We start from the raw sequence: 12,969 nt of genomic DNA on the forward strand, positions 1-12,969 counted from the left end.
GTGATCGACCACTAAGCCGCGCTCCAGGAACAGCTCCTCGATGTCGCGATAGCTGAGCGGGTAACGCAGGTACCAGGAGACTGCCTGGACGATGAGGGTCGCCTCGAAGTGCCGGCCCCTGAAGTCGGCCTTGGCGCGCTGCTTGAGCTTGGCGGCGATGGCGGACAGGATCATGGACCGGCTCCAAGGCGGAGGCGGCAAGCTCGGCGGTTATGGCTAACGACCCGTGAACCTCAGCGCATTCGCGTTTGCGACAAGCCCACTTGGCGCATGATATAGCACTTCAGAAGGTGAAGACTACAGAGATTGCAAATCGGAAGCCGATTTTCAGGTCTATCGACGCTGAGACATCTTGCCAGTGCGTGACGAACCGTGCAGGGACATGTCGACCTTCACTGGAGAGTAGAACGTGGACGCAATCGTAGAAACAATTGAGCGTGGAGCGCCCGACTTCACCGAGCTGACGACCAGCCTCGTCGCAGCCTACGTGGCAAACAACCACGTGCAGCCTAGCGAGATCGGTACGCTGATCGCCAGCACACACGCTGCGCTCACCGGCCTCGGTCAGGGTAGCCCCGCCAGCGCTCCGCCGACTGCAAAGCTCACCCCTGCCCAGATCCAGAAATCGATCACGCCCGACGCGCTGATCAGCTTCATCGACGGCAAGCCGTACAAGACGCTGAAGCGGCACCTGACCGGCGCTGGGATGACAATCGAGCAGTACCGGGAGCGCTTCGGCCTGCCGCGGGATTACCCCACGACGGCGGCCAGTTACTCTGCGCAGCGCTCGGCACTCGCCAAGAGCCTCGGCCTCGGCAACCAGCGTCGGAAGGCGGCTCCGAAGGCTGCAGAGCCCGCTGAGACTGTCTCCGAGAAGTCGAAGCGGGCTGGTCGGCCGCGGAAGGCCAAGGAAGCCGCTGAGGCGTAGGGCGCTGGTCGCCGTAGGTCTCACCGTAGCGGTGTTGTCATCTCAGCGCTGCCGTTGGGCGTGAACCGCTCAAGGCGTGGTCCTGGCTCGCTCGTCTCACATTCCAGCCGGTTCAGCCGAGCGTTGACGGCCTCGATCCACTCCGCGTTCGTGCAGGTGTTCAGGAGTGGTTCGAGGATCCCGGCCAAGTCACTTGCGAGCGCGTCCCGGCTCATGCCGCTGAGCTTGCCGCCGCCTCTCTCGAAAGCGAGGGCCACGGCTTCACCCATAATCAGGGCCTGATCTGATCCTGCTGGATCGGCGGTTTTGCTGCCTTCTTGAGATCGCATCGTCAGCATCAGCGCACCCGTGGGCTCGGCATCCTGTCGATCGCCCCATGAACCCCTTCGGCGCCTAAACCGTTGCACGACGAATTCCGTCCGGGAGGGAGGCATTCATGGCCGAAGCAAAGCAGATGGTCGACGCGCTGGTTCGCGAGCGGCAGGGCAGCACCATTGCCGCGACCGCCGCTCTGGGTGGTGTTGCCTTGATCGTCGGTCTTGCGTTGAAAGCCCTCCCGGGGCGTGCGCCCGCGCCGGCCCCGATATCGCCCTCGCAGGACGCCGGCCGGCCTCCTACGCCGCACACGCCCTTTGATCACACTGAGGTCAGCGAGGACGAGGCCAAAACCATGTTGCGGGCCATGGTTGCCGCCACGATGGCAGATGGCCTCATGGATGCCGCGGAGCGGGAGCGTCTCTACAGCGCCCTCACGGCTGCTCAGATCGGCGTCGCTGGTCGAGCATGGCTCGACAGGGAACTGGCCGAGCCAGCCGATGTCGACGAACTCGCGGCCAGGGTGAGCACACCGGAGCAGGCGGCTCGCATCTACGCCGCCGCTCGTCTCGCGATCGAACCCGACACCTTGCAGGAGCGGCAGTTCCTCAAGATGCTAGCTGAAGCACTGGACGTGCCGGCCGAAGCGGTCGCCCGGTTCGATGAGGAACTGGCTAGCTGACGCCGTGCTCAAACAGTAGCGCGCCCCTACAGAAACCCGCTCCCCGAGTGCCCCTTGAACGCATTCGCGCGCCGGATGTACCCGACCACCGTTCGCGGATCCCGGTGGCCCGACTGATCCATGATGCGGGCGAGATCCGCCCCGCGCTCGGCCGCGGTGGTGATGTAGCCGGCCCGCAGGGAGTGCGCCCCGAACGTCGACGCATCGAGGCCGGCGGCCGCGCAGTACCGCTTGATAATGTCGGCGACGGCCTGCGTTGTCAGGCGGGGCAGCTCGCCGGTCCTCGGATCTGGGGAGCGGACGTTCCCGGATCGCGACACCGGCCGGAATACCGGGCCGGACGTGATGCCGGCCGCGTCCAACCACTCGTGGACGAGCGCCACCGGCCGGATGAACCGACCGTGCGGGATCGCCTTCTCGAACCCCCTGCCCTCCTGATCCACCTTCGAGCGGCGGACCATGACGCGCAGGCCCTCGGGATCCTCGCGTAGGTCCTCGACATCGAGGGCTACGAGCTCGGACCGGCGGAACGCGCCCGCGAAGCCGAGGGCGAGCAACGCCCGGTCGCGCTTGCCGGTCAGCGTATCGGGCGTGCGCATAAGGAGTGCCGCCAGGATCTCGGCCGTCGCAGCCGCCTTCTGTGTCGGCGCGACGCCGACCTTGCGCCGGGCGCCCTTCATCGCGGCGCGCACGCCCTCGTCTTCTGTGGGGTCAGGCAGGCCTGCCAGCTTGTGGGCATGCCGGATTGCCGCCATGCGGCGGCCGAGCGTCGAGGCCGCCCGCCTCCCCTCGGCTTCCGAGACGATGAAAGCCGCAACCGCCTCCGGGCTCGCCGGTAGGGATCGAAAGCCGAACCGGGCGCACCAGTCCTGAAACACGAGGGCGTCGGACCGGTAGGCCCGGATCGTCGCGTCCGCCTTGCTGGCCCGCTGATAGGCGCGGAYGATCTCCGCTGCTTCCGTAGGAAGGCCGGCCCGCAGCTCGATCGTCTCGGTGGGCAAGGTGTCAGGCATCGTCCGCCTGGAGATCCTTCAGAGCATGATGCTCAGATAGGAGCCTTCGCATCGTTCGATCCGCCTCCGAGCAGTCGGACGCCTCGGGCGAGGTCGGGTCGCAGCCCTCGATGGTCTCGGTGGTCTGCTGATCGACCGCAGCGCGCTCGTCTCCGCTGAGCCCGGCCAAGCCGCCGAGCCCCAGGTCGCGCGCGATGTGAGCAGCGATCTCCTCGCGCTTGGCATGCAGGGCCACAACACGTGCCTCCGCACGATCGGCAGCCTCCTGCCGCCCGACTTGCTGGGCAAGGATACGCCTCCATCCCGGCGGCAGTGTCTCGCCCTGCAGCAGCATCCGATCCGTGACGCTCGCCAGCACAAGCTGCCAGTGTTCTTGGCTGAGCTCGGCGAGACGCTTGCCCTGACCCAGGTTGCGCGCCGCCTGCGCGGCAGCCTCTAACCACTCTGGTGGAAGCGAGAACGTCTCGGTCGGAACAACGACGACGGGCGTATCAGGCATGCCGAACCCCTTCAGCTCAAGTCACGCGAGACAACGCCGAACCGTGCTCGATTGTCCGCTCAACGCCCTCATATCCCCCCATTTCAAACTTTCGAGAATGACCTTTATCGAAAGCTACATGGGTGACCGCTTGATAGCAAGAAGTCTCGGCGTCTCAATGCGGGGATAGCGAGCGCGCGGAACGTCGTGCAAATCCGCCGGCTTGATGCTGCGATGGCTCGCGGGCTCGATGGCGTGACGTTTGGACGGCGAGCCATCCTGACGGCCCGACACTTCGACTGCATGCCGGCTCGACCGCTCGACGCCCCGCCGGCTCGCAAGCTTGACGGCGTGTTAACCTGACGCTTCCCATGCTCGACCGCGAGATGGCAGGACGCTTCGCATGCAGACGATCACGATAGCGGCGCGGAAGGGCGGGGTCGGCAAGACGACCCTGGCCACGCACCTCAGTGTCATTGCCGCGGGGCCGAACAAGCCGGTGCTTCTGTTCGACACCGATCCGCAGCGGTCACTGAAGTGGTGGTGGGACATGCGCTAGGGCGACACGCCGGCACTCATTGAGTGCGAGGCGCGCGAGCTGCCGAAGATCCTGCCGGCCGCCGAGGCCGAGGGCGTGGCCTACAGCATCATCGACACGCCGCCTCACGCCGAGACTTCGATCGCGGACGCGATGCGCGTGGCTGACCTCGTCCTAGTCCCGACCCGGCCGGGTCCGTTCGATCTCGCTGCTGTGGCGACGACGCTCGATCTGGCGCAGCGTGTCGGCAAGAAGCCGCTCGCCGTCATTAACCACGCGCCGCCCCGCACCGGGTCGGCCGAGCCTGCCATCGTGTCGGAGGCGCGCGAGACCTTGACCCGGATGGGCGCCGCCGTGGCGACCGCCGTAGTCTCGCAGCGGGTCGCCATGTCCCACGCCATCATCGGCGGATAGACGGTCAACGAGTTCGAGCCGCACGGCCGCGCCGCCGAGGAGATGCTGGCGCTCTGGTCCGAGGTTCAAGCCATGATGAAGGAGTAGGAGACATGTCCACCGAACGTCAGCCGCTCACCATCCTGGCGGACCGCCTCGCCAAGAAGTCGCCGGCGCCCGAGGCCGAGAAGCCGGCCACGACCGAGACAGCGCCCGAGGCCGCTCCCGCGCAGTCAGCCCCGGCCAAGGCCAAGGGTGGCGACGCCCGGGTGCAGATCATCGTCCGCATGACGCCAGCCGAGCGGAAGGCCCTGCGCCAGATCGCCCTTGACCAGGACACGACGGCCCAGGCGCTCGCCGAGGATGCGATCCGGGATGTGCTGCGACGTCACGGCTTCAAGGCGTCGTGACGCCTCCTAACCTCAGCAGCTCGACGCCTCGACCCCGAGACGCTTAGATGCGTTGACGGCGAGGCAGCTTGATAGCAAGCCGTCTTTCTGCCGGTCGCGGACGCGTTCGGGGTTGCGCGCGAGGCCGGGATGCAGCCAGTCGGCTGGTCCCGGCCGGTCGTTCAGAATTTCTGGAAACGCTTACTTCGTGATCCGGACCGAGACCGGGTCGCTGCCGGGGAAGCTCTCCTCCAGCGCATCGTCGAGCCGCTCATGCATCCGGTCCGGATGGTTCTCCGGCAGATGACGATCCGTCGAGGCTACGGTCGATCCTGCAGGAATGAACGCCAACCGTCTCCGTTCTGCCGCTGTGCGGACCGCCTCGTAGACGAGCAGGCCAAATCCAGCAGCGATCAGCAGCGCTGGTACAGGATTGACCCGCATGTCGGCGACCAAGCGCTCGACAGTTTCGCTCGCCGCCTGCCCTGACCGGCGGAGGTCAGCAAAGTCACGTGGGATCCCGGGGCGATTGAACCGGGCCTGCAGATCCGCCAGCGTCCGGTCTAGCCGCCCACGGCTCGCCTCGACGTCCTGCTCCAGCTTGTCCGGCGAGTCGCTCATGTGTCGATCCGATCCGTGAGAACGTGCGCGTCCTGTTTGACCTGCCGTCCCGTGCGGGTCGGCTCCAGCGTGGACAGGGACGCCTTGCTGCGCCCGAACAGCCCGATACCGATCGCGAGCAGGAGGAAGGCGCCGCCCACGATCAGCGATGCCAATGCGTCCGACCGCACGAGGACGGCGATGCCCTTCACCAGGGCGAGGAGCAGCGTGAACAGGCCTGCGATGGCAAATACGGCCGCCATGAGCAACAGGCTGAGCCCGAGGGATATGCGATGGGCGCCCTGCGCCAACTCGGTGCGGAACAGCGCGACCTCGCTACCCACGAGGTCTCGTAGCTCGCGGACGGCATCGCCGACGAGGGTCGGGATGCTGCGCAATCCTGGCTCGGCCATCTCGCTCTCCTAGACGTCAGGCGTCGGGAGAACGTCGACCGGGACCACCGCATGCGAGCGTGGGACCGGCCGAAGTTTAGACGCATTGACGAGGCGGAAGAGAGCGAACCCCGCCAGAACAGCTGCCGCTGTCGTCAGGCCGGGCCGACGTCGAATTGCGGCGTGAACCTCGTCATACATCTCGCTGAAGCTGCGGCGTGAAATGTCCTTGGACAACTCGTCGACGCCGAGCGCGGCCTGATCGAAGAACTCCTTCAACTGCGGCAGGCCGTCGAAGCTGGTGCCGGTGTCGCGGATCGCATCACCGACGTCCGACACGAGCCGTGCCGCGTCGGCCTTGCGCTTCTCGATATAACCCTGGGTCTGATCGCGCAGCGCATCGGCAAAGCTTTGCGCTTCGACAGAGTCTGGATCGGCCGCGCTCAGCCGGCCATTCTGAGCACTGTTCGGCATCGGCTAGTTACTCCGGGGCACTCTCGACCAGAAGGAACCGTAAGCGCCCCTTACAGTTCCGCTGCGCCGCCGACTGCGTGGTTCTACCGTCGAGACGAATGGCGCTGCTCGTGCGTTGTTGGCCCGACGAAATCCAGACAGCGCGAACGCTGAGGAGGAAAGCCATGGACCAGGATCGGATCACCGAGGCGGCGAAGGAACTCGGCGGCAAGGTCAAAGGTGCGGCTGGAGATCTGACCGGCGATCAGCAGACCCAAGCCGAAGGCAAGGCGACTGAGCTGAAGGGCTCGGCTCAGAACTTGTACGGGCAGGCTAAGGACACGCTGAGCGACGCCGCTGGGCAAGCGCGGGAGTTCGCGGGCGATGCATTCGACCGTGCCCGCGAGCGCTATCCGGACGCACAACGCTTGTACCGACAGGGCAGCGAGGCCCTTCGTCCGCACGCGCAGGAGTCGCCGTTAGGCCTCGTGGTCTTGGCTGGCGCGATTGGTTACCTGCTCGCCTTGGTCATCCACGGCCGCCGATAGAGATTTCCACGAGGCCGAGCGAGCCGTGATGATATGGCCGCCCGGCCAATCAGTCGCGTAGGAAGCGCTGATCGAGAGGCTAGACTGAGATGCGCCTGTTGGCTCGCTTCAGTCATTCGCATCCGTCGCTCGTCTCGGCAGATGTGTTCTCCGGAAACGAGATCGTCACGGTCACCCCAGCCTCACTGCTGATGTCGATGTCACCCTCAATCTGCTGGACCAGCGAGCGGATGAGGCCGTAGCCGAGCGAGCCATCGCGCGTGCCCGCCATGCCGATCCCGTTGTCCTGGATCATCAGCTCGATCCGCCCGGGCTGGGGACGGCGTATTCGGGCCAGGATCGTACCCGAGCGTGGGGGCGGGAACGCGTACTTCACGGCGTTGGTGACCAACTCGGTCATCGCTAGGCCCAGCGGAATGGCCTGATCGGCGCTGATGAGTATCCCTTCATCCACCTTAGCCTCCAGGTGGATGCGATCGTCGCCCAGGGTGATCGCCTGCAGTGCACTGCACAGATCGGCCACGTAGCTGCCGGCATCGACCTGCTGCACGTTCTGCGACCTGCTCAGCAGGTCGTGCGCGCGCGCCATCGCGTTGATCCGCTCCCGGACCTCGGTGAACAGCACCTTCACCATCGGGTCGGCTTGGCGCCGCGCCTGCAGGCCCAGCAGCGCTGCGGCGATCGACAGGCTGTTCTTGGCGCGGTGGTTGACCTCGACCAGCAACATCTCACGCTCGGCAGCCAGCTTCCTCATCTGCTCATTTGCGGTTTCCAGCTCACGGGTTCGTGCCGCTACACGCTGTTCCAGCTCCGCGGTCAGCGCCTGCAGGTCCTCTTCGGCCTCGAACCGGCGCGTGATGTCGAGGTAGGACAGGAAGTGGTTGGTGACGGTGCCCTGTCCGTCGTCCAGCGGGCTGGCAAACAGCATGGCTCGGAACGGCCTGTCGTCCTTGGCGTACTGCAAGATTTCCAGGGTGGCGTCGCGGCCCTCGTTGATCGCTGCCTCGTACTGCTGAATGGCCGCGGGGTCGGTGTCTGCCCCATTCATGAAATGCGGATCCTGCCCGAGCAACTCCTCCAGCGAGTAGCCTGACAGTTCGACAAAGGCCTGGTTAGCGAAGATGATCGGGTTGCCCGGCAGGGTAGGATCCGTGACGAGCATCGGCATGCGGGTGAGCCGCACTGCATCGACGAAGATCCCCCCATGCTGGCGGATCGCCTCGACGTGCCGTTCCGCCAGCGTCCGGCCCGTCGTCCCCGCGAGATCCTGCTGAAATTCGTTCATAGCCGACCTTAGGATGAGATGGGCTCCGTGCCTAACGTCCTAGATCAGCCAGCCCAAGCGACACCGTGTTTGGTCCACTGTCGCACCTTCCCGAAATCGATTGCGAGGCACCCACACCCGGAAAGCCATCCCAAAGGTATCCGAATTCGGCCGTGCGTGGGCATGGCGAACGGGAGGAGCGCCGCCCCATAACGTCGCCGGTCGGGCCAACCAGGCCCAGCGTCGCAAGCAGCCAGTCGGCTCCTCTCCGGTTGTCGGCACGGCTCAGGAATTCTGGGTCGCCGTCATTCGTGTCTGAGGACGGAACGCGCCTCGGACCCAAACCGATCGGCAGCCGTTCTGCTCCTCATGCTGGACCCGCCCACCGCCGCTTCTGTCGTTCTCGTGGTCGAAGACGAAGCACTGGTGCGGAGGATGGCCGTCGACATACTGGAGGATGAGGGGTTCACTGTCATTGAGGCCGCTACTGCCGACGAGGCTTGGGCGGTCCTGGAGGCGCGGGACGATATCGCCATCCTGTTCACCGACGTGGAGATGCCGGGCTCGATGAACGGCCTGGACCTCGCCAACCGTGTTGCTGGGCGGTGGCCGCGCATTTGTCTGGTGCTTACCTCCGGGCGTGTTCGATTGTCGAACCAGGCAATGCCCGATCGCGGGAGGTTCGTCCCCAAGCCGTACTATCCCAACCAGTTGCTCAGGGCGTTCCGCTGCGCCTGAAGTAGGCTGCCGCCTGAAGACCTCCCATCGGCTGACCGAAGAAGCTGAGGCGCTACTCGATACCTTTGATGACCTACAGCGGCAGCATAAAGCCCATCTCGTGCTTATCGAGTCGAAGGACGCGACGGCACCCGGCGGAGCTTGATCCACACTATGGCGGTGAGCGGGGTTCGTGGTGGATGCCCGCCAACTCACGGCACCCCGACCGATCAGCTCGCGTTATGGTGTAGACTGACACGTGAGGTCATGTGATGCACGCCCAGTCCTACACCGTCCGGACCCTCATTTTCTCGCCTAACGGTGAGATGCGGCTTGAGCGCCCGGCAGAGACCTACACAACGTCCTCTGAGGCCCGCAAGGTCTGCAACGAGGTGCTCGCCGTGCATCGGGCCGGGGCTATCAGGTCACTCGTGCAGGTCCATAATGCCTTCGGCGGCCGGGTGGACGCCTGTAACGATAGCTAACAGACCGCGGTTTCGTGCTGCGTGACAGGTGCAGCGGGTTCTACGTCTTCATGCAGGGGAACGTAGGCGCACCAGCCGCACACCCCCATGTCGGCCGCCTTCGGGGCATTCCACTGCGAACAGGCCGGACAGACCTTCATGACGATGTGGGAGCCATGAACGAACGCTAGGCCGCGACCGCGGAAGGTGGTCTTGCCTTGGGGAAGGTCATTCAACATCTGCCTTCAGTGCGGATTGATGCAGGTAGGAGTCAATGAACGGTAGAGGTTCCCAGCCCTGTTCCAGTCGCAGAGCCAGACGGCATCCAGATCTGACCCGCCGCCCGATCTGATGAGAAAAGCCCGCCCTGGTGTTCCAGGTGCGCGCTTGTTGCGACTGCGCCGATGAGGCCGCACCGCATTTCGGTGCTGCTCTTCCGACGCTCAGCCCCCAGCCGATCGCCGACAGCTACCTCGACCGTTATGGTTAACAGAACGTTTCCGCTTGTTGGTGCCAGCGCCGTGCTGTTAGCCCCGTCGCCCGATCTGATCACGGGCTGACGGGGCTCGGTTCCGTTCCTCATGGCGTGGGGCTGGATACGCGACGCGGCCCATAGGGGAGGGCCGTTAGCTGAGGCTCAACGGCGCCCTCCGGCGGGGTCCCGGGACGGGAAGCCTCAAGTGCTCTTTAGATTGGCAGCGCTCTCCTTACCGCTGCGCCGATCGGCCTCGACGTCGTAGGAGATCTTCTGCCCCTCGATGAGGTTGCGCATCCCGGCGCGCTCGACGGCCGAGATATGGACGAACACGTCCTTGCCGCCATCATCCGGTTGGATGAAGCCAAAGCCCTTGGTGTCGTTGAACCACTTAACGGTGCCTGTAGCCATCGATGTGTCCTAGTGATCGTCGGCGCATCAAGGTGGGGCGCCGCAGGCACGAACCGGCGGCCTTGGCCGACCGTTCCGTCAGAGTTGCAGGCGGCGGCGGTAAACACCGACTGGCGGGAGGATGCCTGGCAGCGTGCCGTGGCTCACGCGCTTTCCGCTGCCCGGAGTTCCCAAAACTGCCGACGCAGGACCCACAAGGCGTCCATCTCCTCCTTGAACCGCTGATCCGCCTCGGCGGTGTCGGCCTCAGTCCTAGTCAGGGCGGCGAGCGCGTCAGCCGCTGCCGTCGAACGCATCTCGGCCTCCACAATGCGGCGGCTCAAGCTCTCCACAGCTGCCTCGAAATGAGTGTTGGCGATACTCATGCGTTGGTTAGGGCCTCCGCCAAGAGGCTGTCGCGGCGAGCGCGGAGCAGGGTGAGGTTCGTCATGCCGGAGGCGAGCAGCATTTCATCCTCGGCTGTGAGCTGTCCGGTCCTCGTCAACTCTACAACCAGGATGCGCTATCGGTGGAAACGCCGCTCGCAGGCGATGATCTCCTCGTTAATGGCGACGAGCGCCGCGATCCACGGTAGCGGCACGAACCGCGCCCTCCTCTCCTGAGGGCGGCTTACCTAAAAGCGCGGTTGAACTTTGGTAGTGGATACAACCGTCACCGGCCGGTTTCCGCCATTTCGGTCAGCAATGGCAGTCCGTCCCATTTCAGGCGCCTCGGACGGACCTCTGCCCAACCCACACGCACGACACCCTGCTGACCCTGCTTGGCCAGGCCGAGCGCGCATGGCATGGCTTGGCCATGAGCGAGAGTGAAACGAACATCCACCCCTACAAGCTGGAGGTCATTCGTCCGAAGGAAGAGGGCGGGAATTACGGTTGGGCGATCCGCAAGCACGGCAAGCTCGCCCAGCGTTCCGATCGCGGTTATCCGACCGCGGCCAAGGCTGAGGCCGCCGGCATGGCCACGGCCGAAAAGCTGCTGAGCGGCTCGGATCGGTGACACCGGCCCCTACAGCAGATCGGTGCAGGCTAGCCACCACCTCTTCGCGATGACAGCGAACTACGGGCAGGCGTGACAGGCCGGACGGACCAACCGCGCCATCCGGCCGGTTGGAGCGCTGCGTCTATTTCTTCGATCCTGCAGCGGGCTTGGCAGTCACCAAGCCCTTCGTCGACGGTGCCGAGGCATTCGTCTTCACCTTCGGAGCCTTGGGCTTCTTCGCCTCGCGATTGCCGCGCTTGTTGTCCGTAGCCATGGGCACCTCCTTGTGAGGGCGGGTGACCTAGCTTGCACGAGCTGGGCGATCAACAGGCCACCGTCAATTCAGCTAGACCGTAGCGCATCCCGGCGGGATACCCGCCGGCGCGCAAGTGTCGAGGTGCCGCCACAACTTCGCCTTCGGTGCCTCTTCCGCGAGGCGGGGAATAGCCTCGGAGCTGCGTGTCAGGCTGCTCCTTTCGCAAGGTCGTTGATCGCTGACGGCGGCACGAACTCGGAGGCTGCGTCTATTCCGGCCTGCGTCACCCTCCATGTCAGAGGGCTGCTTGGAAGCTGGTGGCGCTCCAGTAGACCTCGCTTTACAAGGGAGCCGAGAGATCGGGTGAAGCCTCCCTCAGACAATTGCATATCAGCAAGCCATTCCCGAACGTTCTTGTCGCTGAGGTGTTCGGGAGAAGACTGAGCATCCGCGCCGCGTCCGATTTCGATCAAAGCAAGTTGCTTAATATCGGCGCGCGTCCAATACGGGCCGGTATCTCGAACGATAATGGCGAGGATAATGCGCTGCTCTGCGCCAAGCCCTCGGGACATGATTTATATACCCATCACTCACAATTCAAACTCAAGCTTAGAACTTATCTTCGTGAGGAGAAGGCGCCTTCAGAGAGCCCTTCGCCTTCAGGTCGGGCGGCGGGAATGGCTCTGGCGCCATCAAGCCTGCCCCTTCCGCTCCCGGAACCGGATCCCGGCACCGCCGCCGTTCTTGGGGATGAATTCCAGGCCGGCGGTTATGATGAAAGGACCCAGAAGAGCATGGCCGCGATAATTGCGGCTCCGAAGCAGTAGCCCAAGGCATCCTCGACGCCTGCGATCTCCGTGGCCACCCAATTCGCCAACGAGTATCCCGAGTTGAAGCGCACGCCGCTGAGGGTCTGCGCCTGCGATCTCGTCCACAGCAGGATGGCCCCTATTCGCATGGGAGGACCAATTCACTCCGGTCTGGTCCTCTAAACAAGAAACACCCCAGGAGCGGGTGCTCCCAGGGTGTCGCCGACCTCGCGGCCAGTTTGATCGGGCTGGGGATGCGATGGTCAGCCGATCGGCTGCCCTCCGGCGGCAGAGAGCGATGGAGAGGACCAACTACCCCTCGCCCGCCGCCGCGCTCCCGGCACAGACGCCGGGAGCAGCTCGACCGGATCTCAGTAAGAGCCGAACTTGTAGTTCAGGCCGGCGCGGACGACGGCGAACTCGTCGGAGCGGCGGCCGATGTTGTTGTACGCCACCGGGAGGTTGTTGGCGGCGTTGACGACGAGCGCACCCTGGCTGCGGGTGTTGCGGTCGAGGTTGACGTACAGGCCTTCGACCTTGAGCGTCACCGCCGAGGAGCGGAAGAAGTTCAGGAACGACTCGGTGGGCAGGGCGTACTCGATGCCGCCGCCGACGGCCCAGCCGGTGCGGAAGCTTTCGTTGCCGGCGTAGCCGCCGAACGAGCGGTCGGCGCTGCCCGAGCCGTAGGCGAAGCCGCCGGTGCCGTACACGAGGGTGCGGTCGAAGGCGTAGCCGAGGCGGCCGCGCACGGTGCCGAAGAAGTCGAGGCTGGAGAGGCCGCGCGGATCGGTGACGTAGTAGCCGGGGGCCAGGGCGCCATTGATGAAGGCGCTGTTCCGGTTACGGCCGAAGTCGAGGTACTGGGC

Annotated in this window: 20 protein-coding genes and 1 pseudogene; 9 read left to right on the top strand and 12 right to left on the bottom strand. The window is 65.0% G+C overall.

The window, feature by feature from the left end; genetic code table 11:
• Positions 1–174, bottom strand: a pseudogene (locus tag ACXJL8_RS17815) (IS6 family transposase); the annotation flags it as partial.
• A 235-nt stretch (positions 175–409) separates the two neighbouring features.
• On the opposite strand from ACXJL8_RS17815, the gene ACXJL8_RS17820 reads away from it, so the two are divergent.
• Positions 410–928 carry a MucR family transcriptional regulator gene (locus tag ACXJL8_RS17820; RefSeq protein WP_456685321.1) on the top strand — a complete coding sequence of 173 codons (519 nt, stop codon included), beginning with the start codon at positions 410–412 and terminating at the stop codon, positions 926–928.
• A gap of 20 nt (positions 929–948) precedes the next feature.
• On the opposite strand, the gene ACXJL8_RS17825 is transcribed toward ACXJL8_RS17820, so the two are convergent.
• Positions 949–1,266, bottom strand: a complete 318-nt coding sequence (locus ACXJL8_RS17825) for a hypothetical protein (protein ID WP_456685322.1) — start codon at positions 1,264–1,266, stop codon at positions 949–951.
• 98 nt (positions 1,267–1,364) lie between these two features.
• Between ACXJL8_RS17825 and ACXJL8_RS17830 the strand changes: the two genes are divergently transcribed.
• The gene (locus tag ACXJL8_RS17830) at positions 1,365–1,925 is read left to right on the top strand and encodes a tellurite resistance TerB family protein (RefSeq protein ID WP_456685323.1); all 561 of its coding nucleotides are present in this window, start codon (positions 1,365–1,367) and stop codon (positions 1,923–1,925) included.
• Between the two features lie 26 nt (positions 1,926–1,951).
• On the opposite strand, the gene ACXJL8_RS17835 is transcribed toward ACXJL8_RS17830, so the two are convergent.
• Positions 1,952–2,938, bottom strand: a complete 987-nt coding sequence (locus ACXJL8_RS17835; RefSeq protein WP_456685324.1) for a site-specific integrase — start codon at positions 2,936–2,938, stop codon at positions 1,952–1,954.
• On the bottom strand, positions 2,931–3,437 hold the full coding sequence (locus ACXJL8_RS17840) for a hypothetical protein (RefSeq protein WP_456685325.1): 507 nt from the start codon (positions 3,435–3,437) through the stop codon (positions 2,931–2,933). Before ACXJL8_RS17840 ends, ACXJL8_RS17835 begins: the two co-directional genes overlap by 8 nt.
• A gap of 382 nt (positions 3,438–3,819) precedes the next feature.
• Here ACXJL8_RS17840 and ACXJL8_RS17845 point away from each other — a divergent pair, with 382 nt between their 5' ends.
• The 3 genes from ACXJL8_RS17845 (at position 3,820) to ACXJL8_RS17855 (ending at position 4,757) form a co-directional block, all read left to right on the top strand.
• On the top strand, positions 3,820–3,975 hold the full coding sequence (locus tag ACXJL8_RS17845; protein WP_456685326.1) for a ParA family protein: 156 nt from the start codon (positions 3,820–3,822) through the stop codon (positions 3,973–3,975).
• A 75-nt stretch (positions 3,976–4,050) separates the two neighbouring features.
• Positions 4,051–4,368, top strand: a complete 318-nt coding sequence (locus ACXJL8_RS17850) for a hypothetical protein (RefSeq protein WP_456685327.1) — start codon at positions 4,051–4,053, stop codon at positions 4,366–4,368.
• 92 nt (positions 4,369–4,460) lie between these two features.
• Positions 4,461–4,757: a ribbon-helix-helix domain-containing protein gene (locus ACXJL8_RS17855; protein WP_456685328.1), complete on the top strand. Its 297-nt coding sequence runs from the start codon at positions 4,461–4,463 to the stop codon at positions 4,755–4,757.
• Between the two features lie 180 nt (positions 4,758–4,937).
• Here ACXJL8_RS17855 and ACXJL8_RS17860 read toward each other — a convergent pair whose 3' ends face one another.
• Genes ACXJL8_RS17860 through ACXJL8_RS17870 form a run of 3 tightly spaced genes read right to left on the bottom strand, consistent with a single transcriptional unit; the run spans position 4,938 to position 6,202 of the window.
• Positions 4,938–5,357, bottom strand: coding sequence for a hypothetical protein (locus ACXJL8_RS17860; RefSeq protein WP_456685329.1), 420 nt, complete (start codon positions 5,355–5,357; stop codon positions 4,938–4,940).
• The gene (locus ACXJL8_RS17865; RefSeq protein WP_456685330.1) at positions 5,354–5,749 is read right to left on the bottom strand and encodes a phage holin family protein; all 396 of its coding nucleotides are present in this window, start codon (positions 5,747–5,749) and stop codon (positions 5,354–5,356) included. Before ACXJL8_RS17865 ends, ACXJL8_RS17860 begins: the two co-directional genes overlap by 4 nt.
• Positions 5,750–5,758: 9 nt before the next feature.
• Positions 5,759–6,202, bottom strand: a complete 444-nt coding sequence (locus tag ACXJL8_RS17870; RefSeq protein WP_456685331.1) for a hypothetical protein — start codon at positions 6,200–6,202, stop codon at positions 5,759–5,761.
• Positions 6,203–6,366: 164 nt separating this feature from the next.
• Here ACXJL8_RS17870 and ACXJL8_RS17875 point away from each other — a divergent pair, with 164 nt between their 5' ends.
• A complete protein-coding gene (locus ACXJL8_RS17875; protein WP_456685332.1) occupies positions 6,367–6,729 on the top strand; it encodes a CsbD family protein in 363 nt (120 codons plus the stop codon).
• Between the two features lie 112 nt (positions 6,730–6,841).
• Here the strand turns inward: ACXJL8_RS17875 and ACXJL8_RS17880 are convergent, their stop codons facing one another.
• Complete coding sequence (locus ACXJL8_RS17880; protein ID WP_456685333.1) at positions 6,842–8,014, bottom strand: histidine kinase dimerization/phosphoacceptor domain -containing protein; 1,173 nt, start codon at positions 8,012–8,014, stop codon at positions 6,842–6,844.
• A 348-nt stretch (positions 8,015–8,362) separates the two neighbouring features.
• On the opposite strand from ACXJL8_RS17880, the gene ACXJL8_RS17885 reads away from it, so the two are divergent.
• On the top strand, positions 8,363–8,731 hold the full coding sequence (locus ACXJL8_RS17885) for a response regulator (protein WP_456685334.1): 369 nt from the start codon (positions 8,363–8,365) through the stop codon (positions 8,729–8,731).
• Positions 8,732–9,850: 1,119 nt separating this feature from the next.
• Here the strand turns inward: ACXJL8_RS17885 and ACXJL8_RS17890 are convergent.
• Positions 9,851–10,060 carry a cold-shock protein gene (locus tag ACXJL8_RS17890; protein ID WP_456685335.1) on the bottom strand — a complete coding sequence of 70 codons (210 nt, stop codon included), beginning with the start codon at positions 10,058–10,060 and terminating at the stop codon, positions 9,851–9,853.
• A 143-nt stretch (positions 10,061–10,203) separates the two neighbouring features.
• A complete protein-coding gene (locus ACXJL8_RS17895) occupies positions 10,204–10,425 on the bottom strand; it encodes a hypothetical protein (RefSeq protein ID WP_456685336.1) in 222 nt (73 codons plus the stop codon).
• Between the two features lie 430 nt (positions 10,426–10,855).
• On the opposite strand from ACXJL8_RS17895, the gene ACXJL8_RS17900 reads away from it, so the two are divergent.
• Positions 10,856–11,056, top strand: coding sequence for a hypothetical protein (locus tag ACXJL8_RS17900; protein WP_456685337.1), 201 nt, complete (start codon positions 10,856–10,858; stop codon positions 11,054–11,056).
• Between the two features lie 124 nt (positions 11,057–11,180).
• Here the strand turns inward: ACXJL8_RS17900 and ACXJL8_RS17905 are convergent, their stop codons facing one another.
• The gene (locus tag ACXJL8_RS17905; RefSeq protein ID WP_456685338.1) at positions 11,181–11,312 is read right to left on the bottom strand and encodes a hypothetical protein; all 132 of its coding nucleotides are present in this window, start codon (positions 11,310–11,312) and stop codon (positions 11,181–11,183) included.
• Between the two features lie 365 nt (positions 11,313–11,677).
• Between ACXJL8_RS17905 and ACXJL8_RS17910 the strand changes: the two genes are divergently transcribed.
• Complete coding sequence (locus ACXJL8_RS17910) at positions 11,678–12,121, top strand: hypothetical protein (RefSeq protein ID WP_456685339.1); 444 nt, start codon at positions 11,678–11,680, stop codon at positions 12,119–12,121.
• 353 nt (positions 12,122–12,474) lie between these two features.
• On the opposite strand, the gene ACXJL8_RS17915 is transcribed toward ACXJL8_RS17910, so the two are convergent.
• Positions 12,475–12,969, bottom strand: a 495-nt coding sequence (locus ACXJL8_RS17915; protein WP_456685340.1) for an outer membrane protein, incomplete at its 5' end; no start/stop codon positions are given.

It is taken from the genome of Bradyrhizobium sp. P5_C11_2, assembly GCF_054049755.1.

What these genes read in the sequence shown, in the direction of transcription:
- ACXJL8_RS17830 (WP_456685323.1), top strand. Translation starts at nt 1,365, where the DNA reads ATGGCCGAAGCAAAGCAGATGGTCGACGCGCTGGTTCGCGAGCGGCAG.
- ACXJL8_RS17825 (WP_456685322.1), bottom strand. Translation starts at nt 1,266, where the DNA reads ATGCTGACGATGCGATCTCAAGAAGGCAGCAAAACCGCCGATCCAGCA.
- ACXJL8_RS17880 (WP_456685333.1), bottom strand. Translation starts at nt 8,014, where the DNA reads ATGAACGAATTTCAGCAGGATCTCGCGGGGACGACGGGCCGGACGCTG.
- ACXJL8_RS17840 (WP_456685325.1), bottom strand. Translation starts at nt 3,437, where the DNA reads ATGCCTGATACGCCCGTCGTCGTTGTTCCGACCGAGACGTTCTCGCTT.
- ACXJL8_RS17875 (WP_456685332.1), top strand. Translation starts at nt 6,367, where the DNA reads ATGGACCAGGATCGGATCACCGAGGCGGCGAAGGAACTCGGCGGCAAG.
- ACXJL8_RS17845 (WP_456685326.1), top strand. Translation starts at nt 3,820, where the DNA reads ATGCAGACGATCACGATAGCGGCGCGGAAGGGCGGGGTCGGCAAGACG.
- ACXJL8_RS17905 (WP_456685338.1), bottom strand. Translation starts at nt 11,312, where the DNA reads ATGGCTACGGACAACAAGCGCGGCAATCGCGAGGCGAAGAAGCCCAAG.
- ACXJL8_RS17900 (WP_456685337.1), top strand. Translation starts at nt 10,856, where the DNA reads ATGAGCGAGAGTGAAACGAACATCCACCCCTACAAGCTGGAGGTCATT.
- ACXJL8_RS17860 (WP_456685329.1), bottom strand. Translation starts at nt 5,357, where the DNA reads ATGAGCGACTCGCCGGACAAGCTGGAGCAGGACGTCGAGGCGAGCCGT.
- ACXJL8_RS17870 (WP_456685331.1), bottom strand. Translation starts at nt 6,202, where the DNA reads ATGCCGAACAGTGCTCAGAATGGCCGGCTGAGCGCGGCCGATCCAGAC.
- ACXJL8_RS17865 (WP_456685330.1), bottom strand. Translation starts at nt 5,749, where the DNA reads ATGGCCGAGCCAGGATTGCGCAGCATCCCGACCCTCGTCGGCGATGCC.
- ACXJL8_RS17855 (WP_456685328.1), top strand. Translation starts at nt 4,461, where the DNA reads ATGTCCACCGAACGTCAGCCGCTCACCATCCTGGCGGACCGCCTCGCC.
- ACXJL8_RS17885 (WP_456685334.1), top strand. Translation starts at nt 8,363, where the DNA reads ATGCTGGACCCGCCCACCGCCGCTTCTGTCGTTCTCGTGGTCGAAGAC.
- ACXJL8_RS17895 (WP_456685336.1), bottom strand. Translation starts at nt 10,425, where the DNA reads ATGAGTATCGCCAACACTCATTTCGAGGCAGCTGTGGAGAGCTTGAGC.
- ACXJL8_RS17890 (WP_456685335.1), bottom strand. Translation starts at nt 10,060, where the DNA reads ATGGCTACAGGCACCGTTAAGTGGTTCAACGACACCAAGGGCTTTGGC.